Raw genomic sequence first — 20,753 nt, 5'->3', positions numbered from 1 at the left:
GGCGTCGCAGGATGCATCTGGCACCGTATATTACGGCGCGCAAGATGGAATGGGCTCAAACGAACGTGACTTGATGCCCGGCGACGACGGCCGTTTGATCGCTTGAGCGGTTCCCGCATGATCCGTCCGCAAAGTCCGCGCCCGTGTGCGGGGGCGGGCTTTGCGGCTCGTGCTCTCGTGCGGGCGCCTGGGTCTGCTTGATGCGCGCTGCTTCATCTGTTGCCGGGTTCCTGTTTTCCGCAACACGGTCCATAATGGCAGCTTTACGCCATCAGCCAGGCTGATGGTCGTTCCTGCCCATGCCTTTAGCCCTCGGCGCTTTTATTGTTCCGCTCATCGTCGCGTGCGCGATGTTCATGGAGAACGTGGACGGAACGGTCATCGTCACCTCGTTGCCCGCACTGGCCCGCGATCTCGGCCAGGATCCCATCACCCTCAAGCTGGCCGTCACGAGCTATGTGATCGGCCTCGGCGTGTTCATCCCGATCTGCGGCTGGGTGGCCGACCGCTTCGGCTCACGCAACGTGTTTCGCACCGCCATCGGCATTTTCATGACGGGGTCGCTCTTGTGCGCGGCTTCCACGTCGCTCGGCATGTTCGTCGCCGCGCGCTTCGTGCAAGGCATCGGCGGCGCGATGATGGTGCCCGTGGGCCGCATCATCATCTTTCGCTCGCTGCCGAAGTCGGACTTCATTCGCGCGGTCAACTATCTCACCGTGCCTGCGCTGCTCGGGCCGGTCGTCGGGCCGCCGCTGGGCGGCTTCATCACGACCTATCTTCACTGGCGGATGATTTTCTTCGTCAACATTCCGATTGGCGTGCTCGGGATCTGGCTCGCCAACCGGCATATCGCGAACCTGCATGAGGAGCATCCGGGGCGGCTCGACTGGGTCGGCTTCGTGCTTTCGGCGGGCGGTGCTTCGCTCTTCATGCTCGGCCTGTCGCTCGTGGGCGGCGAACTCGTTGCCAGCGGAACGGCCGTGGCGATGTGCGCGATCGGCGCGTTGCTGCTGCTCGCCTATTGGTTGTATGCGCAACGTGTCGAGCGGCCCGTGCTCGATCTCAAATTCCTGCGCATACCCTCGTTCAACGCGAGCGTGGCAGGCGGCTCGCTGTTTCGCATCGGGCTCGGTGCCGTGCCTTTTTTGTTACCGCTCACGCTGCAGGAAGGCCTCGGGATGACGGCGTTCGCTTCCGGGGCGATCACGTGCGCATCGGCGTTCGGCTCGATCTTCATGAAGACGATCGTCTCGCGTGTGCTCGGCCGCTTTGGATTTCGCCGCACGCTGATGGTCAACGCGGTGCTCGCGGGCTCGGCCATCGCGATATGCGGCACGTTCTCGCCGGGCATGCCGGTGTGGCTCATCTGGCTTGTCGTACTGGCGGGCGGGATCTTTCCTTCGCTGCAATTCAGCGGGCTCAATTCGCTCGCCTATGCCGATATTCCGACGCGCGACATTGGCCGCGCCACCAGCGTGGCGAGCGTGATCCAGCAGGTGTCGCTCGGCCTCGGCGTGACGATCGCGGGCATCGTGCTGCAGATATCGCATCGGGTGCAAGGGCATTCGACCATCGTCTGGTCAGACTTCTGGCCCGCGTTCCTCGTGGTCGGGCTGTTCTCGGTGGCGTCGATCCCGGTGACGATGCGTTTGCCCTCGAATGCGGGAGAGGAAATTGCTCGGGGCAGGCGTGGCACGGCTTGACCTGGCCGGGCCGTTCTAATGGCGCTGTAGCGAAATCGGCGGATGACTGGATAGCAAACGTTTGCGAGGCGTGCTATAAGGCCTGGGCAGTTATCAGGTAGGCCGACAAACCGAATCATGGGGGTGTACTCAATGAAGCTGGTTGAAAAAACGAAAATCTCCGCTGCCGCTCTCGCACTGCTTTCGCTGACCGCCTTGTCTGCGGGCTTCCTCGAAGCCACGCCGGCCTTCGCGAAGGATACGCAGCAACGCCCGGCGGTCCTGACCGCATCCGCGGTGGCCGTTGCCGACAAGTACGCGGCCGACGCCGCCGAGCAGATCTTCAAGGAGGGCGGCAACGCCGTGGACGCGGCCGTCGCCATCGCCTTCTCGCTGGCAGTGACTTACCCGGAGGCGGGCAACATCGGCGGCGGCGGGTTCATGACGCTCTACGTGAACGGCAAGCCGTACTTCCTCGACTATCGCGAGCGTGCGCCGCTCGCCGCCACGCGCACGATGTACCAGGACGACAAGGGGAACGTGATCGCGGGCAAGAGCCTCATCGGCTACGACGCCGTGGGCGTGCCGGGCACCGTCGAAGGCATGTGGGAGGCGCAGAAGCGCTTCGGCAAGCTGCCGTGGAAGCAGGTGCTCGCGCCCGCGATCGCTTATGCGCGCGACGGTTTCGTCGTGGACGAGCAGCTCGCGAAGCGCCGCGAAGCCGCCGACAAGGACTTCGCAGGCAAGACCAACTTCGACGAGTACTTCGGCAACCTGAAGGAGGGCGTGACGTTCAAGCAGCCCGATCTCGCCAACGTGCTCACGCGCATTGCGAACCAGGGCGCGAAGGACTTCTACGACGGCAAGACCGCCGACCTCATCGCCGCCTCGATGAAGGGGCACGGCCTCATTACGAAGTGCGACCTGCACGAGTACAAGGCGGTGTGGCGCCAGCCGGTGGAGGCGAAGTGGAACGGCTACGAAATCATCACCGCGCCGCCCCCGAGCTCGGGTGGCGTGGGCCTCGTGCAGCTGCTCAAGATGAAGGCGATGCTTGCGCCGCAGTTCAAGGACGTGCCGCTCAATTCGCCGCAGTACATCCACCTGACCGCGGAAATCGAGAAGCGCGTATTCGCGGATCGCGCGCAATATCTCGGCGACCCCGACTTCTACAAGGTGCCCGTCGCGCAGCTCACCGACGACGCCTATCTCGCGAAGCGCGTAGCCGAAGTCGATCCCGACAAGCCCTCCGACACGAAGAGCGTGCAGCCGGGCCTCGGCACGTCGATGCCGGAGAAAGCGGAAACGACGCACTTCTCGGTGGTCGACAAGTGGGGCAACGCGGTTTCGAACACGTACACGATCAACGGCTACTTCGGTTCGGGCGTCGTCGTGCCGGGCACCGGCATCGTGCTCAACGACGAGATGGACGACTTCGCCGCGAAGCCGGGTGTGCCGAACATGTTCGGGGTGGTGGGCAGCGATGCGAATGCGATCGCGCCGAAGAAGCGCCCACTTTCGTCGATGACGCCGACCATCCTCACGAAGGACGGCAAGGTCGCGCTCGTGATCGGTACGCCCGGGGGCTCGCGCATCTTCACGTCGGTCTTCCAGGTCATCAACAACAACTACGACTTCAATATGCCGTTGAAGGAATCGGTGGCGGCGATGCGTTTCCATCACCAGTTGCTGCCGCCCAATGTCATTTTCTGGGAGCCGTACCAGCCGATCGACGGAGAACTCGCCAGGCAGGTCGAGGCGAAGGGCTACGTGCTGAAGGGACAGGACTTCAACGGCGACATTCAGGCGATCCGTATCAATGGCGATACGCCCGACGCGGTTTCCGATCCGCGCGGTCGTGGCGTGTCACGCCTGATCCAGTAAGCCGTGGCGCCGATGCGAAACGATGCGTCGCGCATGACGGCAAACCGTTTCGCATCGGTCCAGCTCGCATGGCGCGCGAAAGTTTGCATAAAATGAGCGTTTATCCCCATTACAAGGGATGCATCTCGGGAGTTCATCGCGTAGTATGCAACTTCCGGCGGAAGACAGCCCTTTGCCGGCGTGTGTTTTGTTGGGGCGGCGTTTGCTGCCCCATTTTTCTTTTCGGCCCCGCGCTTTCGTATTGATCTTGGCGGACGAGGTCACTAAGCTCTGTCCGTTGCGTCACCTCCCGCTGTTTCGTGGCATCGGCGAGGCGCGCCCGCCAACTTCTCATCGCCCCAAGCCGCATGGATCTGACGAGTCGCGAACTCGCGTCGATCGCCGACGTTTTCGAACTGCTGGCCGGTCATGCCTTGCCTGAGGACGCTCTGCGTCTCGAAGTGGGGCGGCGCCTGCTCGATCTACTGCGTGCCGACGGCCTGCGCTCGGGCGTGGATGGGTTTGTCTGGTCGGGCGAGGCGCAGCTCGGCGACGTGCGCGTCTGGCGCGGCCAGCAGCGCGAACCTTTCTCGGAGCGCGAACTGGCGCTTTTCGATCTCGTGCGCCCGGCCTTCATGGCCGCGCTGGCGCGCTCACGCGCTCAGGGCGAGTCCCGCCCGACGATTTCCGTGGAGGCAACGACGGCGGAAAACGAGGCGTTCAGCCGGTTGACGCGGCGCGAGCGCGACGTGGTCGCGCTCGTGGTGGAAGGGCTGCTCGACAAGGAGATTGCCGTGCGGCTCGGGATTTCCTATACGACCGTGCGTACCCACGTCGATCGATCGTTTCAGAAACTCGGCGTCACCAACCGCTCGCGCCTCGCGCGGCTCGTGCAGTCTGCGCGGCGCTGAGGCACGTTGCCCGCTCTCCGCGGGCGCACCCTTCTATTGCGGCACCGAGGCCGGGACATGCTCGCCGGCCGCGTCGATCAGGCTGAGGCAGGCTTGCGCGTCGCCGATCCGCTCGATGGCGAGCAGCGCGAAGCGCGCGAGAAAGAGCGGCCCATTGGCTTCGCCGAGGCCGGTCATGGTCTTGCACAGGTGCGTGTAGACAGAGTCGAGTTCGCTGTCGGTCATGGTTTTCTCCGCGTGTTCTGGTTTTGCCTGCGCTCAGGCGCGCAGCGCGTGGTCGAGCGCGGCGAGCGCCTGCTCCGCCGTTGCATCGGCATCGCCGTGCCAGCGGCCGAGCACGTGGCCGTCCGGGCGCACGAGATACAGCGTGCCGGGCTGGGCGGCGTACATCGGAAAGAGGCGCCCCGTGTGATCCCACGCGCTGAGGCGCGGCGTGTCGGCGGGCCGCCGTTGGGCGAGCGGCACCAGTGCGAATGGCAGCGCGCGTTCGGCGAGCGTCGTTTCCAGCGCGGCGATCGGGGCCGGCGTTGCGCCGTCCTCGCTGAAGTAGAAGGCCGTGAATCGCGGGGCGACCAGGTCGGTGACATGACCTTCACGCGCGCCGTCGCGATCGACGATCGTGAGCGGGCATTCGGGCAGTACCGCGCCCGGCGCCGGACCGCTTGCGAACGTGTCGGAGGCGGCGTTGAGCGGCGAGCCCACGTAGGCGATGGCCGAGGTCTGGCGCGGATTGATCAGCGAGCGCACGGCGGCGTGCTCGCGCGCAAGGCTGAGCACGGCAGTGCGCATCAAATCGAAGGCGAACGACGGCGGCGCCATGAACTCCGTGCTCTTCGTGCCGTAGCTCAGGTTTTCGTGCGCGGCGTACACGCGCTCGTCGGAATAGCTGTCGAGGAGCGTCTCGCCCGCGAGACCCTTCACGACCCAGGCAAGTTTCCACGCGAGGTTGTCGGCGTCGTCGATGCCCGAGTTCGCCCCGCGCACGCCGAAGATCGGCACGAGGTGCGCCGCGTCGCCCGCGAACAGCACGCGGCCGTGGCGATAGCGCTCGAGCGTGAGCGCGTTGGCCTTGTAGATCGTGATCCAGACCGGCGACCACGGCGCCTTCTCGCCCATCATGTCGAGCAGGCTCTGCACGCGCGGCATGACGTTCTCTGGCTTGGTCGCTTCGTCGGCGTCCTCGTCGTCGCGCAGCTGATAGTCGATGCGCCACACGTTATCGGGCTGCTTGTGGACGAGCACGGTCGAGCCGGGATTCGACGCCGGATCGAAGTACGCGAGCCGTTCCGTGGGCCGCGCACTGTCGAGCAGGATGTCGACGATCACATAGCGGCCTTCGTAACTCGTGCCCATGAGCTTCAGGCCCAGCGCCTCGCGCACCGTGCTGCGCCCGCCGTCGGCGGCGACGAGCCAGTCGGTATCGAGCGTGTAGTCGCCTTCGGGCGTGGAGAGCGCGAGCGTCGCGCCGTGCGCGTGGTGCTGCACGCTCGTCACTTTCGTGCGCCAGCGGATGTCGATGAGGTCGGCGTGCCGTTCGGCCGCGTCGAGCAGGAACTGCTCGATGTGGTACTGCGCGAGATTGACCATCGGCGGCAGCTTCTGGTTTTGGTCCTGCGGCATCGTGAAGTGCAGCACTTCGTCGTTGCGATAGAAGCTGCGGCCGCCCGTCCACGGCAGGCCTTTCGCGAGAAACCCTTCCAGCGCGCCGAGGCGCTCGATGATCTCGAGGCTGCGGCGCGAGATGCAGATCGCACGGCTGCCGTAGCATACCGATTCATCGGCTTCGATCAGCACCGAGCGCACGCCGTGCTTCGCGAGGCCGAGCGCGACGGCGTAGCCCACGGGGCCGCCGCCCACGATCGTCACGGCGTGGCGTTGGGCTTCATGGCCGCCCTGGAGTTCGGGCAGGCGGGCGGCGTATTGCTTCGCCTCGAACGGATACGGCTTGAATTCGGCACTCATGGGAAAGGCGTCTCCGATACTGAAAGTCTTGTCGTTGCCGGCGTGTCTCGAATGAAAAGCGCCGGCGATGGAGGCAGTATGGAGCGTGCAGGGCGGCCCGCTGTCCTCAATTTGGGTACAGGGGGCTTACAGGGGGAGAGGCGCAGGCGTTCCGGTTCGCGCGTGGGGCGGGCGTCAGCCCTGATCCGTCGCGAGGCAAAGCGCAAAAAGCTGTCGCTGGCTCGAAATGCCCAGCCGCTGATATGCGCGCTTCTGATACGTCACGACGCTGCTGGGCTTCACGCCCATGCACTCCGCGATTTCAACGGCGCTGCGCCCTTCGAGCACGCCGCGCAGGGCGTCCAGTTCGCGTTTGGAGAGCGTGGGGCATAAACCGCGCAGCCGCGCGAGCATGAGTTGCGGAATACCGAGCTGGCTCTGGCCGCGAATCGTGTAGTGATGCCGCGCCGATTCCCCGATCAACGGCGCGAGCGATTCGACCAGTTCCACTTCCCCTGGCTGGAAATTGCCGGCGTCGCTTTCGCGGTACAGGTTGACGGAGAGCCAGATATCGGCGGCCGGCTGCAACAGCAGCGAAAGCCGGTCGGATACGTTGGGCGCGGCATAACAGGCAGCGCGGTAGCCGTCGTGCGCGATGTCCGCGCTGCTTTGCCAGTGCAACACGAGTGACGAGTTCGCCTTGTCGCCCGCGCCGCCGGTGACGATCTGCTGGTTGCCGTCGAGCGCGTAGAAGAGGCGGGCGTAGGTGTCGGCGACGTCGCGCAGGAAGCGCCCGCCGCGATGATCGGCCACGGAGACCGTGCGCGGCCGGTTGCCGAATTCGTATGCGAATACCGTGCACTGCGTGACCGAGGTCGCCGGCCCGAGCATGTTCAGCACCTCGGCGGCGAGCGCGTTGGCGTCGTCGCGGCCGATGGCGGAGACGAGGCTGGTGACGCGCGAGAGGTCGAATTGACCCGTCTGCCTCGGTCGGTCGAGATGCCAGTAACGCATGTATCTGAACGGAAAACGCTGGGAAAAGCCGGTTCTGCGAGAGTAGCACCGTTTGTCCTAGGCGCGAAAGCGCCGACAGCGGGGCCGGATCGCGCAGTGTGCCGTTGCCCTGGAGCTTGCGTCAATGTAAGCAAGGAATGGCCCGTTGGGTTAATCTCCACCCTCGGCCGGCGCGGAGTGCGCGCCATGTTTTCCCACCTGGACCCGCTGCACGCAGGACACCTCGAAATGCTGACGCTCCCCACCGCGATTCCCCCCGATTTCGGCGCCGGAGCGGTCTTTCTCAGCGTGCTCGTCACGCAACTCGGCGCGCCGGTGCCGGCCGCGCCGGTGCTGATACTCGCGGGCACGATGGCGGCCGGAGGCGAAACGTCCTACGCGGGTTTGCTGGTCGCGGCGGTGATCGCCACGCTGCTCGCGGATTCGCTCTGGTTCGCCGCGGGCCGCATGCGCGGCAGGCGTCTGCTCAATGGTCTCGTGCGGTTTTCGCTGTCGCTGGACACGACGATCCGGATCGCGCGCAACGTGTTCGAGCGCCACGGCGCACCCATTCTCGCCGTGGCGAAGTTCGTGCCGGGGCTTGGGCTCATTTCCGCGCCGTTGCTCGGCACGACCGCGGTGGCCGTGCACGTTTTCCTGCTTTGGGATGCCGTAGGCGCGTCCCTCTGGGCGGGCACGTGGCTGCTTGGCGGCGCGGCGCTCCATGCGGAAATCGTGCGCTTCGCCGCGTTCGTGCGCGCGAACGGCATGACCATCTTCGACGTGCTCGCCATCGCGTGCGTGCTGTTCCTCGCCTGGCGTTGGCTGCGGCGCCTGCAGTTCCGCCGCTGGCTCGCGACGCATCGCATTTCGCCGCAGCAGCTCGACGAAATGATGAAATCGAGTGCACCGCCCGTCGTGCTGGACGCGCGTCCTCAAAGCGTTCGCGAGAAGGAGGCGTACCGGATTCCCGGGGCGCGGCCGTTGAATCTCGAATCGAGCGAAGCGCTTGCGCCCGAGCTGGCCGGGCGTCCGATCGTCGTGTACTGCGTCTGCCCGAACGAAGCGACGGCCAAGCGCATCGTCGAACAATTGCGCAACAAGCACATCTATCACGCGCGCGCGCTCAAGGGCGGCCTCGACGCCTGGGAGCGCCACGGCTATCCGGTCGAGCCGCTCTCCAGCGACTTCCACGCGGCGCACGCCCACGTAGAGGCGCTCGAAGCGGACGAGGACGCGGAATACACGGTGCGCGCGAGTCTCTCCAAATAACGCCTTGCCCGAGGCGTGGCGCGTTTCTTTCGCGTGCACGTCGCGCGATGCGCGAATTACAGGCGCCTACGCGCGCTGCCTGCGAGATCCGCCGCCCATCGCGAACCCGATAGCCAGGCGGAGAGCCCTCAGCGAAAGGCGACAGTTTCCAATACGCAAGTGCATCTGGACACCGCGTAGCAGCCAGACACGTTCGACGCGCCGAAGCCCGGTTCAACAGGCGACTTTGGTCTGACGCAGGATCTCTGTCGCGCCAAGATGAAGCGCGAGTGCGAAAAACTCGCGCTCCGCGAGATTGAGCGCCTTCGCGGCGGCCATTGCCCGCTGATGATCTCGCGGATGCAACTGCAGTTTCACTTCGACTTTCGCGTGCGACTTGTTGGCGGACACCATGGATGCTTCTCCTTCGGTAACCGGGCGCTCGGGCCCGTGACGGGTGCGGTGCCCATTACCTGGCGTCCATACGCGCAAGCGCGCGGGCCGTTCGCCGCAACGCGAGGGCGGCTCGAAAACGACGGTGACGCGGAGTGGGCCTTGGGTTCGCCTGCCGTTGCGCGCGAGCGCGGCGACAGGACGCGCGCCGAACTAGCGAAGCGCGGGGCGACGCGATGCGTCGGTCGTGCTGGTGATACGGAAATGCGAGGAGCGATGTAACGGATACGGCATGGCAACAGACTGCATAAGCGACCAACCTCCGGAATTATTCTTCTTGTGCGGCGGGACGCCGCATGGGGAACGGGGCAGAGTGTAGTCCGGTTTTTGACTAGGGTAAACCCCTAATTCGAAAAGAATTATTGCGAATTTCGAGATAATTGCGCGGCAAAGTGCGAAATGCGCCTCGGGCGCACTTCAGTTCATGCGGAATGGATGGGGAAGATTTCCGGGCGGCGAGAACCGCCGCGCCGGCAAAAAATGAGAGGTGCCGTCAAGGCATGGGCGCATCGGCGGCCGTCATGACGCCTCGACGCGCTTGCGCAGGCGCGCGCGGGCTTCGCCGAGCGACAGGAATTTGCTGCCCGCTTCATCAAGCACGGTGACCTCGCCGTGTCCGATGTCGTAGACCCAGCCCTGCAGTTCGAGCTGGCCTTGCGCCACGCGCGCCGCCACGGCCGGGTGAGTCCGCAGGTGCGTGAGCTGCAGGCGGACGTTTTCCTCCACGAGCGCCTGGACAATATGATCTTCGTCGAGACCCCGAATCTTCACCACGCTGTGCGCCGCTTCCGCGTTGCGCAGCCAGGCTTGCACGGTGGGCATGTCGGCCGTGGCTTGCGCCCCCGAGGCGAGCCCCTTCATCGCGCCGCAATCGGTATGGCCGCACAGCACGATCTGCTTTACGTTGAGTGCGAGCACCGCGAACTCCACGACGGCCGAAACGCCACCGAGCATTTCGCCATAAGCCGGCACGATATTGCCGATATTGCGGCAAACGAACAGGTCACCAGGCTTGGCCTGCGTGATCATTTCCGGCGAGACGCGGGAGTCGGCGCAGGTGATGAAGAGGGTATGGGGCGCCTGGGTGTGGGCGAGGCTGTGAAACAGCGCTTTATTGCCCGGAAAAACGTGATGAGTGAATTCGTCCACGCCGTCGAGCAGATGTAGCAGGTCGCAGCCGCACGATTCGGTGTGACCGTCGTGCGAGTGAGTGTTTTCTGGCATGGATGTTTCTCTCTTTATCATGAATCGACACTAACGAATGGCAACAGCGGAAGTTTACGCTGAGCGGACCCTTTGCGGATCGGAAAACTTCGAACGCGCTGCGCGAGTCAGCCGTTTTCCCGCGCGTCTTCCCGAATCAATCGTAGAACCGGCCGGATAAGCCGGCAAACCGTCCGAAAAGACAGCTAAGTCCCGGAAAGTCCGCTGAAGTGCGTGCGGTGGTGCGTCGGGCATTTCCGTTCGAAAACGGATTTTCTCATGCCGTGCGCCATTGGCACATCCGGAGTATCGCAGGCCAGGCCGGGATCGAGATGCGCAGCACGGGCTAGCGCGAGAGGGGTATCCCGCCCGGCGCGCCGCGCGCGGGGCGGCAAAGCCGGTGCCTTATTGCGTTTCGACTGCGCGGCGCGGCGCGGTGGCATGCCGCGACGGCATGAAATACCACGCAGCGCCGGCCACCTGCATGACGACGAGGACGGCCCACACCGTCTGATGCGCGAGGGCGGGGTAATGCCCGTCGAGTGCCGGCCAGTGGGCGAGCGCGGCGCCGATCGCGATCTGCAGAACGAAGATGCCGATGAAGATCACGAGCGTGAACGTGGTGTTCACGCGGCCAATCAGGCGCGGCGGGAAATATTCGGCGAGCACCGCGTAGGTGAGAATGCCGGTGCCGCCGAGCGCGCCATAAGCGGCCCAAAGCAAGGGCGCGGACAGCGGCACGCGGGCTGCCAGCATGGCTTGCACGAGCACGAAGAGCAGCATCGTGACGCCGGAGAAGCGCTGGACGCTCACGCCGCGCCGCTCGAAGCTGCGCGCGAGCGCGCCGAAGCCGATATTGCCCACGATGAATGCGCCGCCCAGCACGGAAACGAGCGAGGCGGCGCGTGCGCCGATATCGGCGGTGCCCGCCGGCACGACGTCGCGCAGGAAGGCGCCGACCCACAGCGACTGCATGGCATAGAACACGGCCTGGGTGAGCGCGGAGAAAGTCGCGGTCTTCCAGAACGCATGGCTGCGCAGGATGTGCGCGGTGCCCTTGAACTGCTCGAGCACGCTGGCCTGGTGATGGGTGTCGCGTGTGCGCGGACCGCCGGTCCAGATGATGGCGGCCACTAGCACCGTGAAGGCCGCGAGCCCGAGGCTCACCGCGCGCCACGGGGCGATCGCGAGCAGCCACGAAAGCGGGGCGCCTACGGCGACGCCGCCAAGCCCACCCACGGCCATCACGAGTCCATTGACGAGGGTGAGTTGCGCGACGGGAAAGTGCTGTGCCGTGGCCTTGAATGCGCCGCCGAGGCAAACCGACACGCCCACGCCGATCAGGAGCCGGCCCACCATCATCGCGGCCATGTTGTGCGAGACGCCGAAGATGAACGCGCCCGCCGCGGCCACGAGCATGACGCAAGCCGTGACGCGGCGCGGCCCGTAGTGGTCGAGCAGCACGCCGCCCGGGATCTGCGCCCCGGCGAAGCCGAGGAAATAGAGGCTCGTCAGCGTGCCCAGATCGGTCGCCGTGAAGCCCATTTCGCGCGCGAGAAACGGCGCAAAACCGAGATTGACGCCGCGAAACAGGTACGAAATGAAATAGCCGAGCGCGAATACCGCGAAAACGCGCAGTCTGAGTGAGGTCATGGTGCGGGTAGAGCCAGAAAGCCGTCTGAATACCTGGCTGTCGATTATTGGCGATTGCCGTGTGCGGGGCCAGCGAGAGATTTCGGACGGCATTGTGAGTAAAATTTCACGTCATGGCCCGACCTCTCCCTCCTCTGCAGGCGCTACGCGCGCTCGAAGCCGCCGCGCGGCGGCGCAGCTTCAGCCGCGCCGCGGAAGAACTGCATTTGACGCACAGCGCCGTGAGCCATCACCTGCGCGCCCTCGAAACGGAGCTGGGCGTCGAGCTCTTTCGCCGCGCGGGCAGCCGCATGATTCCCACCGCCGCGGGCGCGCAGCTGGCCGAGCGCGTGCGCCGCAGCCTCGACGACCTGCGCGATGCGCTCGACGCTACGCGGCCCGGCTTGAGCGGCGTGACGCGGCTCGAACTGAGCGTGATGTCCGATTTCGCTTCCGTCTGGCTGATTCCGCGCCTGGGCGACTTTTACGACCGTCATCCGATGGTCGACCTTTCGCTGCGCATGCATGCCGACGTCACGCCGCCCGACCCCTATCCGTTCGACATCGGCATCTGGCATCGCCGGGTGGACGAGCCTGGTTTCCAGATCCGCAAGCTGCTCGACGACCAGGTGGTGGCGGTTTGCAGCCCGGCGTTGCTCGCGCGGCATCCCGGCTTTCGCATCGAAGATCTTGCAAGCATGCCGCTGCTGCGCTTTTCCCGCCGCTCATGGCGCGACTTTTTCGAAGCCGCGGGCGTGGCCGGAGAGGAACCCGAGCGCGGGCCGGTGTTCGACGACGCAGGCCTGCTGCTGCAGGCAACGGTGGCCGGGCAGGGTGCGGCTACGGCCCGGCTGCAACTGGCGCGCGGCTTCATCGAACGTGGCGAACTGGTGCAGTTGGGGCAGGTCCGCATTCCGGCCTCGCTCGACTATTACTTCACATGGCGCGAGGGACATCCGCGCGAAGCGGCGATCCAGCAGTTCTATCGATGGGTAAAGGCGCAATTGGCCAATTGATGCGGGCCGCCGCCCTTATTTGTTGCGGATTCGCTATTCGGGTTAACCGCTGCCCGCATATTGTCAACGCTGCTTGCGTGATGTGCGTTGCTGTTCGAATAACGGGAGCTCAATAACGAAACGCATGTCATTGCCCGGCTGATTCATATCGCATGACCGTGCCGATCATGCTCGAACGAATTGCACAAAGACGTTTAACAGCGGAATGGATGGGGCAATTCGTGAAGTCATCGAATCCATCGGTGCATGAAGGATTCACTATTTGGGCAATCCACCTTTTCGTCTGCGGAATGCCGTGAGAAGTGTGGCGTGGAATCACAGTTTGGGCGTGCTTCGTGTCAAGAATGAAATAGTTGCGGTATTGTTACTCCCCATCGCGGGTTTGCGCGCGAATGTTTTGTGTCATTGGTGTAGTGAAGTGAACGGGCCCGTTCGTGGGCCAGAAATAAAACTGTGACAACAGGAGAAACTGCATGAAGGCTATTCAGGTGTTCAAGCTTGCCGCAGCCACCGCTCTGGTGGCGGCTTCGTTCCAGGTCTATGCACAGGACGCTTCGGCCCCGGCTGCCGCCGCCGCAAGCGGTCCGACGGCCACCGCCCAGCACAACGTCAACCAGTCGAAGGCAGCGTTGAAGCAGGCCCGCGCAGCCAACCGCGCGCTGAGCCGCAAGGTCCGTTCGGCCCTCGCCCGTACCAACAACCTCAGCGTTTCGAACATCACCGTGCGCGCGAAGGACGGCGCCGTCACCCTGCAAGGCACCGTGCCCGAGCAGTCGCAGATCGAGCGCGCCGGCAGTGTCGCCAAGGGCGTCGATGGCGTGACGTCGGTGCACAACGCGCTGACGATCCGCCCGGTTGGGACCTGAGCATCGCTAGCCGGCGCACCCCTCGCTTTTCGAGGCGCGGGTGAGGCCGGAGCGGGTGTCTCCGGGTTTTGCTGAAGGCCGCACATGCAGTCCAGTTCGTGGACTGCATGTGCGGTTTTTTATTGCATCCCGTGTGCGGTGCAGCCGGATTTCAGGGCTCGACGTAATGCATTTCCGGAGATTCCCCCATCAGCAACGGCCGATTGGCATCGGCGGCCGCGCGCAGGTAATCCCAGAGCCACGTGATGCGCCGCAGTTTGCGCAGGTCTTCGCGGCTGCATAGCCAGAAGCGTCGCGTCACGGCGATTTCGTCGGGCAGGATCGGCACGAGGCGCGGGTCCGGCTCGGCCATGAAGCACGGCAGGATCGCGAGCGCGCTGCCCTGCAACGCAGCGTGGTACTGCGCGATCACGCTGGTGCTGCAAAGATTCGCGGTCACATTCGGCGCTGTGCGTTCGAGGTAGAGCAACTCGTGGCTGAACGCGAGATCGGCGACGTAGCTGATGAAGGCGTGATTGCGCAAATCGGCGTGCGTGCGGATGCGGGGGTGGCGCGCCAGGTACGCCGGCGTGCCGTACAGGCGCAACCGGTAATCGCATAGTTTCGTGTACACGTACTGCCCGCGCTCGGGGCGCTCCAGCATGATCGCGAGGTCGGCTTCGCGCTTCGAAAGACTCACGAAATGCGGCACTGGCAGCAGGTCGATCGACATGTCGGGATGCTGGCCTGTGAAGCGCGCCAGCTGTGGCGCAAGAAAGAAGCAGCCGAAGCCCTCCGTCGAACCCACGCGCACATGGCCCGAAAGCGACTGCGCGCCGATCGCGAACTGCTCGCTGGCCGACTGCACGGTGGTTTCCACGGCGTCGGCGTAGGCGAGCAGGCGCTGGCCTTCTGCCGTCAGCACGAAGCCGCCCGAGCGCGACTTGTCGAACAGGACCGTGGCTAGCGCCGCCTCCAGCTCTCGTACACGGCGCGCGACCGTGGTGTGGTCCACGCCCAGGCGCTTTGCGGCGCCGCTCGCTCGCTGCGTTCGCGCGACTTCGAGGAAATAGCGCAAATCGTCCCAGTTCAGTGTCTCCATTTTGCCCGTTGTGTGTTTTTGCATGTCGGATGGGCTTTTTCATCTATATGCCGTGGATATTCGAATAACTATACTCGCTTAAAGAGCGCCACATCTGTACATAGCGCCACTACGAACAAGGATGGAGACAACCGATGCAAACGCAGTCGATTCCCCTGCACGCTGCGGCCGCGCCCGTTCCCGGCACGCCTTTCCATATGTCGCCCGACTCCATCCCCCGCATGCCCAGCGTGACGGCAGCCGCTCGCATGCCGCGCTCGCGAGGCGATTGAAGACGCCGCGCTTTCCACCCATTTCGCTATATCCGGCCCAGGCCGGCCCGATCGAATCCTTCAGGGAGAGTTCAAGATGAACGCAGTGACTCAGGCATCCAACGCGCACGTTTCGACCGTCAAGCTGCTGATCGACGGCGAGTTCGTCGAGTCGAAAACGACGGAGTGGCGCGACATCGTCAATCCCGCTACGCAGGAAGTGCTGGCGCGCGTGCCATTCGCGACCGTCGAGGAAGTGGACCGGGCCGTGAAGGCGGCGCACGCCGCATTCGCCACGTGGAAGAACACGCCGCTCGGCACCCGTATGCGCATCATGCTCAAGCTCCAGGCGTTGATACGCGAGAACATGCCGCGCATCGCGCAGACGCTCACCGCCGAGCAGGGCAAGACGCTGCCCGACGCCGAGGGCGACATCTTCCGCGGCCTCGAAGTGGTCGAGCACGCCTGCTCGATCGGCACATTGCAGCAAGGCGGCTTCGCCGAGAACGTCGCGGGCGGCGTGGACACCTATACGCTGCAGCAGCCGCTAGGCGTGTGCGCCGGCATCACGCCGTTCAACTTCCCTGCGATGATCCCGCTGTGGATGTTCCCGATGGCGATCGTCTGCGGCAATACGTTCGTGCTCAAACCTTCGGAGCAGGACCCGCTCTCGACGATGCAGCTCGTCGAGCTCGCGCTCGAAGCCGGCATTCCGAAGGGCGTGCTCAACGTCGTGCATGGCGGCAAGGAAGTCGTCGACGCGATCTGCACGCACGATCTCGTGAAGGCGATTTCGTTCGTCGGTTCGACGGCCGTCGGCACGCACGTCTATCGCCTCGGCAGCGAGCACGGCAAGCGCGTGCAGTCGATGATGGGCGCGAAGAATCACGCGGTCGTGCTGCCCGACGCGAATCGCGAGCAGGCGCTCAACGCGCTCGTGGGCGCGGCGTTCGGCGCGGCGGGCCAGCGCTGCATGGCGACCTCGGTGGCCGTGTTCGTGGGCGCGGCGCAGGAGTGGGTGGGCGAGCTGGTGGAAAAGGCGAAGACGCTCAAGGTCAACGCGGGCCACGAGCCGAAGACCGATGTCGGTCCGGTCGTCTCGCGCACGGCGAAGGCCCGCATTCTCGGCCTGATCGAGTCGGGTGTGAAGCAGGGCGCGACGCTCTCGCTCGACGGGCGCGACGTGAAGGTGCCGGGCTACGAGAACGGCAACTTCGTCGGTCCCACGGTGTTCACGAACGTGAAAACCGATATGGACATCTACACGAACGAGATCTTCGGGCCGGTGCTCGTGGTGCTCACGGCGAACACGCTCGACGAAGCCATCGCCATCGTCAACGCGAATCCGTTCGGCAACGGCGTGGGCCTCTTCACGCAAAGCGGCGCGGCGGCGCGCAAGTTCCAGAGCGAGATCGACATCGGGCAGGTCGGCATCAACATTCCGATTCCGGTGCCGGTGCCGTATTTCAGCTTCACGGGCTCGCGCGGCTCGAAGCTCGGCGATCTCGGCCCGTACGGCAAGCAGGTCGTGCAGTTCTACACGCAGACGAAGACGGTCACCGCGCGCTGGTTCGACGACGCGACCGTGAGCGACGGCGTGAACACGACGATCAGCCTGCGCTGATGCGCCGTCCGTAAGCGATAAGGGATGCTGAACAATAACGGAGACAGGCTCATGAAAATCGGATTTGTCGGGCTGGGCCACATGGGCGCGCCGATGGCGCTCAACCTGCTCAAGGCGGGCCATACGGTGGCGGTGTTCGACCTGAGCGCGAGCGCCATGCAGACGCTCGCCGACGCGGGCGCGCAGAAGGCGGCATCGGCGAAGGCGGCGGCAGGCGGCGCGGAGTGCGTCATTACGATGCTGCCCGCGGCGGCGCACGTGCGCAGCGTGCTCACCGCGGAGGACGGCGTGCTTGCGGGCATCGCGAAGGGCGTGACGATCATCGATTCGAGCACGATCGATCCGGCGAGCGTGAAGGAGTTCGCGAAGCTCGCCGCGGCGCAGGGCAACGCGTTCGTCGACGCGCCGGTCTCGGGCGGCACGGGCGGCGCGGCGGCGGGCACGCTCACCTTCATGGTGGGCGGCAGCGCGGCGCTCTACGAGAGCGTGAAGCCGGTGCTCTCGGGCATGGGCAAGAACATCGTCCACTGCGGCGAGACGGGCACGGGGCAGGTGGCGAAGATCTGCAACAACCTCGTGCTCGGCGTCACGATGGCCGGCGTGGCCGAGGCGATGGCGCTGGGCGAGGCGCTGGGCATCGACCCGAAAGTGCTGGGCGGGATCATGAACACATCCACGGGCCGCTGCTGGAGCTCGGATACCTACAACCCGTACCCGGGCGTGATCGAGACCGCGCCTTCGTCGCGCGGCTACACGGGCGGCTTCGGCACCGACCTCATGCTCAAGGATCTAGGCCTAGCCACCGACGCCGCGAAAGCCGCGCATCAGCCCGCATATATGGGCGCGCTCGCGCAGCAGCTCTATCAGGCCATGAGCAGCCGCGGCGACGGCAAGCTCGATTTTTCGGCGATCATCAAGCTGTATCGTGCGCAGCAAGGTTGAGCGCGGCCGCGCATCCCGCAAAGGCGCGCTGTGAAGCGCGCTTTTTTTTGTGCCTGGCTTCAGTGCTTGATACGGGCCTCGATGCGCGCGAAAAGCCGCTTGAACCACTTGCCGAGCTGCGCATTCGACGGCGCGAGGAAGAGGGAGCAGGCCAGGATGCGATAGACATCGTGGCGCGTGATTTTGGAGGTCTTCGCGGGATCGAGCCAGTCGTCGTTTTCGACGAGGCGTTCGAGCGTTTCGAGCCCGATGAGGATCGGCCACAGGCATGCGAGCCGCAGGCGCACCGAAAGGCGCGGCAGCGCGAGCGTATAGTCGATGGCCGCGCGGAAGTGATCGAGCGCGATACGCACGAGTTCGAGCATGATCGGGCGCGCGCGCGCCGATGCGCCAGGCTGCAGGAGATCCTGCGCGCTCAGCCCGGCCTGGGCAAGCATCGTCGCGGGCAGATAGCAGCGGCCGATGCGCAGATCCTTGCCGCAGTCGCGCAGCACGTTGACCATCTGCAAGGCCTTGCCGAAGCGGACGCCGCGCGCGCACATGGTCTCTTCGAGCGAGGGCGCGAGCGCGCCCGGCAAATGCATGTACGTCATCTTCGTCCAGAACTCGCCCACGCAGCCCGCGACCAGGTACGTGTAGCGGTCGAGCTCGTCCCACGTATTGAGCGCCGCCACCTGGCCCGAACGCTCGTCGGGGAACGTGCGCAAATCGAATTCCATGCCTTCGGTGAGCGTCGTGACGATCTCGCGCACGGCCTTGCGATCGGGCTCGTCGAGCTGCTCGAGCACTTGCAGCGCGCCGCCCAGCGATTCGAGCAGCAGTTTCTCGTCCGACTGCGTTTGCTGGCCCGCGACCTCGCCCGCCAGACGCGCGAGCAGATTGTCGTCCTTGTCGGCACCGTTCACGCGTTCACGTAACGCGAGCAGCAAGGCGAGCCGCCGTTCGGGCGGAATCAGCGCGGTGTCGGCGATGGTGTCGGCCGCTCGCGCGAGCAGGTAAGCCTCGCCGACAGGATCGCGCATGCCGGTTGGCAGCACGCGCATCGTGAGGTAGAACGAACGGGAAACACCTTTGAGCAACGGGCCTAGCAGGAAGCCCCGGATAGAATTCTGCATGTGGGGTAGAGGCAGCGAGAGACGGATCGGACGCAGCCGCATTGTAGCGTGGAGGAGGGTATGGGAAGGGCTTGCTTTTGCCTTTCCTTGTTTTCGCGGCGGACTGCCAGCGTTGCCGCTGTGCGGGGCGGTACCTACCTGGCTTTGCTGCGGTAAAGGAAGCGGCGCATGCGTGCTCCTTGTTTTCGCGGCGGTATATTAGCGTTGCCCCTGTGCGGGGCGGCACCTACTTTTCTTTGCCGCGGCAAAGAAAGTAGGCAAAGAAAGCCGCTTAAACCGCCAGCGCCAGCCACCATTCACCTCGCGCCATTAATGGTGAATGGCTCCGGAGCGTCTGTCACCACTCGCCCACGAACGGAGTGACAAGGCGCTCATCCTTCCGGCGGCGCTCCGCGCCCCGAATGGCATAACCAAACACCGGTGGGGCACATGTGTTCTCGCGAACGCTGATTCGTCCCATCCGGTTTCCCATGCAGACCGTTCCGCAGCGCGCGTAGCGAGCAGCGGGATGAATGAGCGCCTTGTCACTGGCTTTGAAGGTGCGAGGTGACAGACGCTCCGGAGCCATTCACCATTTACGACGAGAGGTGAATGGTGGCAGGCATTGGCGGTGTGAGCGGCTTTCTTTTGCCTACTTTTCTTTGCCGCGGCAAAGAAAAGTAGGTGTGTAGTGGTCAAGCCTCTTTGGACACCAACAAGGGGGCTCTTCAATAATTCGAATTTTCGTATCGCACCGGCGGCAGATTGTTCGCTGCCGAATGGATGCGACGGTAGTTGTAGAAGTCAGCGATGTAGCCCGTGATATCACGTTGGGCCTGTTCGTGACTACCGTACTCCTGCTCGCCAATCCATTCGCTCTTCAGGCTCCGGAAGAAGCGCTCGACCACCGCGTTGTCCCAACAACTTCCCTTTCTGCTCATGCTCTGAACGATCCCGTTTGCCTTCAAGTCGCTCACAAAGCGCTCGCTCGTGTACTGGCAGCCCTGATCGGAATGGAACATCAGCCCCGCTGCCGGGCGCCGGCTGCGGCGCGCCTGGTGTAGCGCCTGGATCACCAGTTCGGTGTCTGCCTGCAACGCAAACGCCCAGCCCACGATACGACGCGAATGCAGGTCCATCACGATGGCCAGATGGGACCAGCCCTGACGCGTTCTGACGTACGTTATGTCGCCTGCCCAAACGCGGTTGATGGCACCCGGGTCGAAGCGGCGCTCAAGCAGGTTGGGTGCCACCAGTGCCTCACCTTCCGCCTTGCGGTACCGATGCGTTCGCCGCCGCGCGACCGCCAGTTTCGCCTCACGCATGAGCGTTCGAGCCCGGTAACGTCCGATCGCGTGCCCCTGCTGCTGCAAGGCCTGCGCCATCCTGCGACTGCCGTAACTGCACCGGCTTTCATGGTGAATCTGGCGTACGGCCCCAAGCAGCACGGGCGATGTCGCCGGCTTGCGGCGCCGGCCAGCAAAGGCGTAATAGCTGCTTCGCGGCACCTTCAGCAACCGGCACATCAAACTCACCGGCCAGGCCTTCTTCAGCGAGCGGATCACTTCGAGGAGCGATCCATTTCCTTGACGAAGAAGGCCGTAGACTTTTTTAGTATCTCGCGCTCCCGCTCAAGTTCCATGACGCGGGCTTCCAGCTCACGGATGCGTCGCTGGTCGTTCTGGACCTGCGCCTCGCTGCGTGGCGGTTCGGCCTGCTGGGCGCGCCACTGCGCCACCCAGCGTCGCAGCGCGGTATCGCCCACGCCCAGCGCCTCGCAGGCCTTCGAAAATGAATAGCCCTGCGCAACCACCAGTTGCACCGCTTCAGCCTTGAATTCGTCTGTCAGGTTCCGTCTGCTCATCACTCACCTCAGTTGGGCAATTATCCCCTTTAGAGGTGTCCAGAGTCATTGGACCACTACAGTGCCGCCCCGCACAGGGGCAACGC

General features: G+C 64.6%; 17 protein-coding genes. 8 read left to right on the top strand and 9 right to left on the bottom strand.

The window, feature by feature from the left end:
- Positions 1–299 precede the first annotated feature (299 nt).
- The 3 genes from VSR34_RS13620 to VSR34_RS13610 all read left to right on the top strand — a co-directional run bounded on the left by VSR34_RS13620 (position 300) and on the right by VSR34_RS13610 (position 4,456).
- Positions 300–1,703 (top strand): MFS transporter, encoded by a 1,404-nt coding sequence (locus VSR34_RS13620; protein ID WP_028231964.1) that lies wholly within the window; start codon positions 300–302, stop codon positions 1,701–1,703.
- A gap of 132 nt (positions 1,704–1,835) precedes the next feature.
- Entirely contained in the window at positions 1,836–3,566 is a 1,731-nt protein-coding gene (gene ggt, locus VSR34_RS13615; protein WP_342962701.1) for a gamma-glutamyltransferase, read from the top strand.
- A 347-nt stretch (positions 3,567–3,913) separates the two neighbouring features.
- The gene (locus VSR34_RS13610) at positions 3,914–4,456 is read left to right on the top strand and encodes a LuxR family transcriptional regulator (protein WP_051381493.1); all 543 of its coding nucleotides are present in this window, start codon (positions 3,914–3,916) and stop codon (positions 4,454–4,456) included.
- 33 nt (positions 4,457–4,489) lie between these two features.
- Here VSR34_RS13610 and VSR34_RS13605 read toward each other — a convergent pair whose 3' ends face one another.
- From VSR34_RS13605 to VSR34_RS13595, 3 genes are all read right to left on the bottom strand, one after another.
- A complete protein-coding gene (locus VSR34_RS13605) occupies positions 4,490–4,681 on the bottom strand; it encodes a hypothetical protein (RefSeq protein ID WP_028214669.1) in 192 nt (63 codons plus the stop codon).
- A gap of 33 nt (positions 4,682–4,714) precedes the next feature.
- Positions 4,715–6,418: an FAD-dependent oxidoreductase gene (locus tag VSR34_RS13600; RefSeq protein WP_342962700.1), complete on the bottom strand. Its 1,704-nt coding sequence runs from the start codon at positions 6,416–6,418 to the stop codon at positions 4,715–4,717.
- Positions 6,419–6,592: 174 nt separating this feature from the next.
- The gene (locus VSR34_RS13595; RefSeq protein ID WP_028231966.1) at positions 6,593–7,411 is read right to left on the bottom strand and encodes a LuxR C-terminal-related transcriptional regulator; all 819 of its coding nucleotides are present in this window, start codon (positions 7,409–7,411) and stop codon (positions 6,593–6,595) included.
- Between the two features lie 228 nt (positions 7,412–7,639).
- Here VSR34_RS13595 and VSR34_RS13590 point away from each other — a divergent pair, with 228 nt between their 5' ends.
- Positions 7,640–8,662, top strand: a complete 1,023-nt coding sequence (locus VSR34_RS13590) for a VTT domain-containing protein (RefSeq protein ID WP_028214672.1) — start codon at positions 7,640–7,642, stop codon at positions 8,660–8,662.
- Positions 8,663–8,875: 213 nt separating this feature from the next.
- Here VSR34_RS13590 and VSR34_RS13585 read toward each other — a convergent pair whose 3' ends face one another.
- From VSR34_RS13585 to VSR34_RS13575, 3 genes are all read right to left on the bottom strand, one after another.
- The gene (locus VSR34_RS13585; RefSeq protein ID WP_028214673.1) at positions 8,876–9,055 is read right to left on the bottom strand and encodes a hypothetical protein; all 180 of its coding nucleotides are present in this window, start codon (positions 9,053–9,055) and stop codon (positions 8,876–8,878) included.
- 558 nt (positions 9,056–9,613) lie between these two features.
- Positions 9,614–10,318 (bottom strand): carbonic anhydrase, encoded by a 705-nt coding sequence (locus tag VSR34_RS13580; RefSeq protein ID WP_036021026.1) that lies wholly within the window; start codon positions 10,316–10,318, stop codon positions 9,614–9,616.
- A gap of 384 nt (positions 10,319–10,702) precedes the next feature.
- Positions 10,703–11,950, bottom strand: a complete 1,248-nt coding sequence (locus tag VSR34_RS13575) for an MFS transporter (RefSeq protein ID WP_342962699.1) — start codon at positions 11,948–11,950, stop codon at positions 10,703–10,705.
- 113 nt (positions 11,951–12,063) lie between these two features.
- On the opposite strand from VSR34_RS13575, the gene VSR34_RS13570 reads away from it, so the two are divergent.
- Positions 12,064–12,945 (top strand): LysR substrate-binding domain-containing protein, encoded by an 882-nt coding sequence (locus VSR34_RS13570; RefSeq protein ID WP_028214675.1) that lies wholly within the window; start codon positions 12,064–12,066, stop codon positions 12,943–12,945.
- A 473-nt stretch (positions 12,946–13,418) separates the two neighbouring features.
- Positions 13,419–13,811, top strand: coding sequence for a BON domain-containing protein (locus VSR34_RS13565; RefSeq protein WP_028214676.1), 393 nt, complete (start codon positions 13,419–13,421; stop codon positions 13,809–13,811).
- A 151-nt stretch (positions 13,812–13,962) separates the two neighbouring features.
- On the opposite strand, the gene VSR34_RS13560 is transcribed toward VSR34_RS13565, so the two are convergent.
- Positions 13,963–14,916: a LysR family transcriptional regulator gene (locus VSR34_RS13560; protein WP_342962698.1), complete on the bottom strand. Its 954-nt coding sequence runs from the start codon at positions 14,914–14,916 to the stop codon at positions 13,963–13,965.
- Between the two features lie 324 nt (positions 14,917–15,240).
- On the opposite strand from VSR34_RS13560, the gene VSR34_RS13555 reads away from it, so the two are divergent.
- Complete coding sequence (locus VSR34_RS13555) at positions 15,241–16,767, top strand: CoA-acylating methylmalonate-semialdehyde dehydrogenase (protein ID WP_342962697.1); 1,527 nt, start codon at positions 15,241–15,243, stop codon at positions 16,765–16,767.
- Positions 16,768–16,818: 51 nt separating this feature from the next.
- Positions 16,819–17,709: a 3-hydroxyisobutyrate dehydrogenase gene (gene mmsB, locus VSR34_RS13550; RefSeq protein ID WP_028214679.1), complete on the top strand. Its 891-nt coding sequence runs from the start codon at positions 16,819–16,821 to the stop codon at positions 17,707–17,709.
- Between the two features lie 59 nt (positions 17,710–17,768).
- On the opposite strand, the gene VSR34_RS13545 is transcribed toward mmsB, so the two are convergent.
- Both VSR34_RS13545 and VSR34_RS13540 read right to left on the bottom strand, forming a co-directional pair.
- Positions 17,769–18,824 (bottom strand): phytoene/squalene synthase family protein, encoded by a 1,056-nt coding sequence (locus VSR34_RS13545; protein ID WP_028214680.1) that lies wholly within the window; start codon positions 18,822–18,824, stop codon positions 17,769–17,771.
- A gap of 707 nt (positions 18,825–19,531) precedes the next feature.
- Positions 19,532–20,667 (bottom strand): IS3 family transposase gene (locus tag VSR34_RS13540; protein ID WP_342962696.1). Its coding sequence is split into 2 segments (ribosomal slippage): positions 19,532–20,409 and positions 20,409–20,667, totalling 1,137 coding nucleotides; the frame shifts between segments, so codons are not numbered across the junction.
- Between the last annotated feature and the right edge of the window lie 86 nt (positions 20,668–20,753).

The sequence above is a fragment of the Paraburkholderia sp. JHI2823 genome (genome assembly GCF_038900695.1).
In the GTDB taxonomy this organism is placed as follows: Bacteria; Pseudomonadota; Gammaproteobacteria; order Burkholderiales; family Burkholderiaceae; genus Paraburkholderia; species Paraburkholderia mimosarum.
This window is presented reverse-complemented; position numbering and strand designations above follow the sequence as displayed.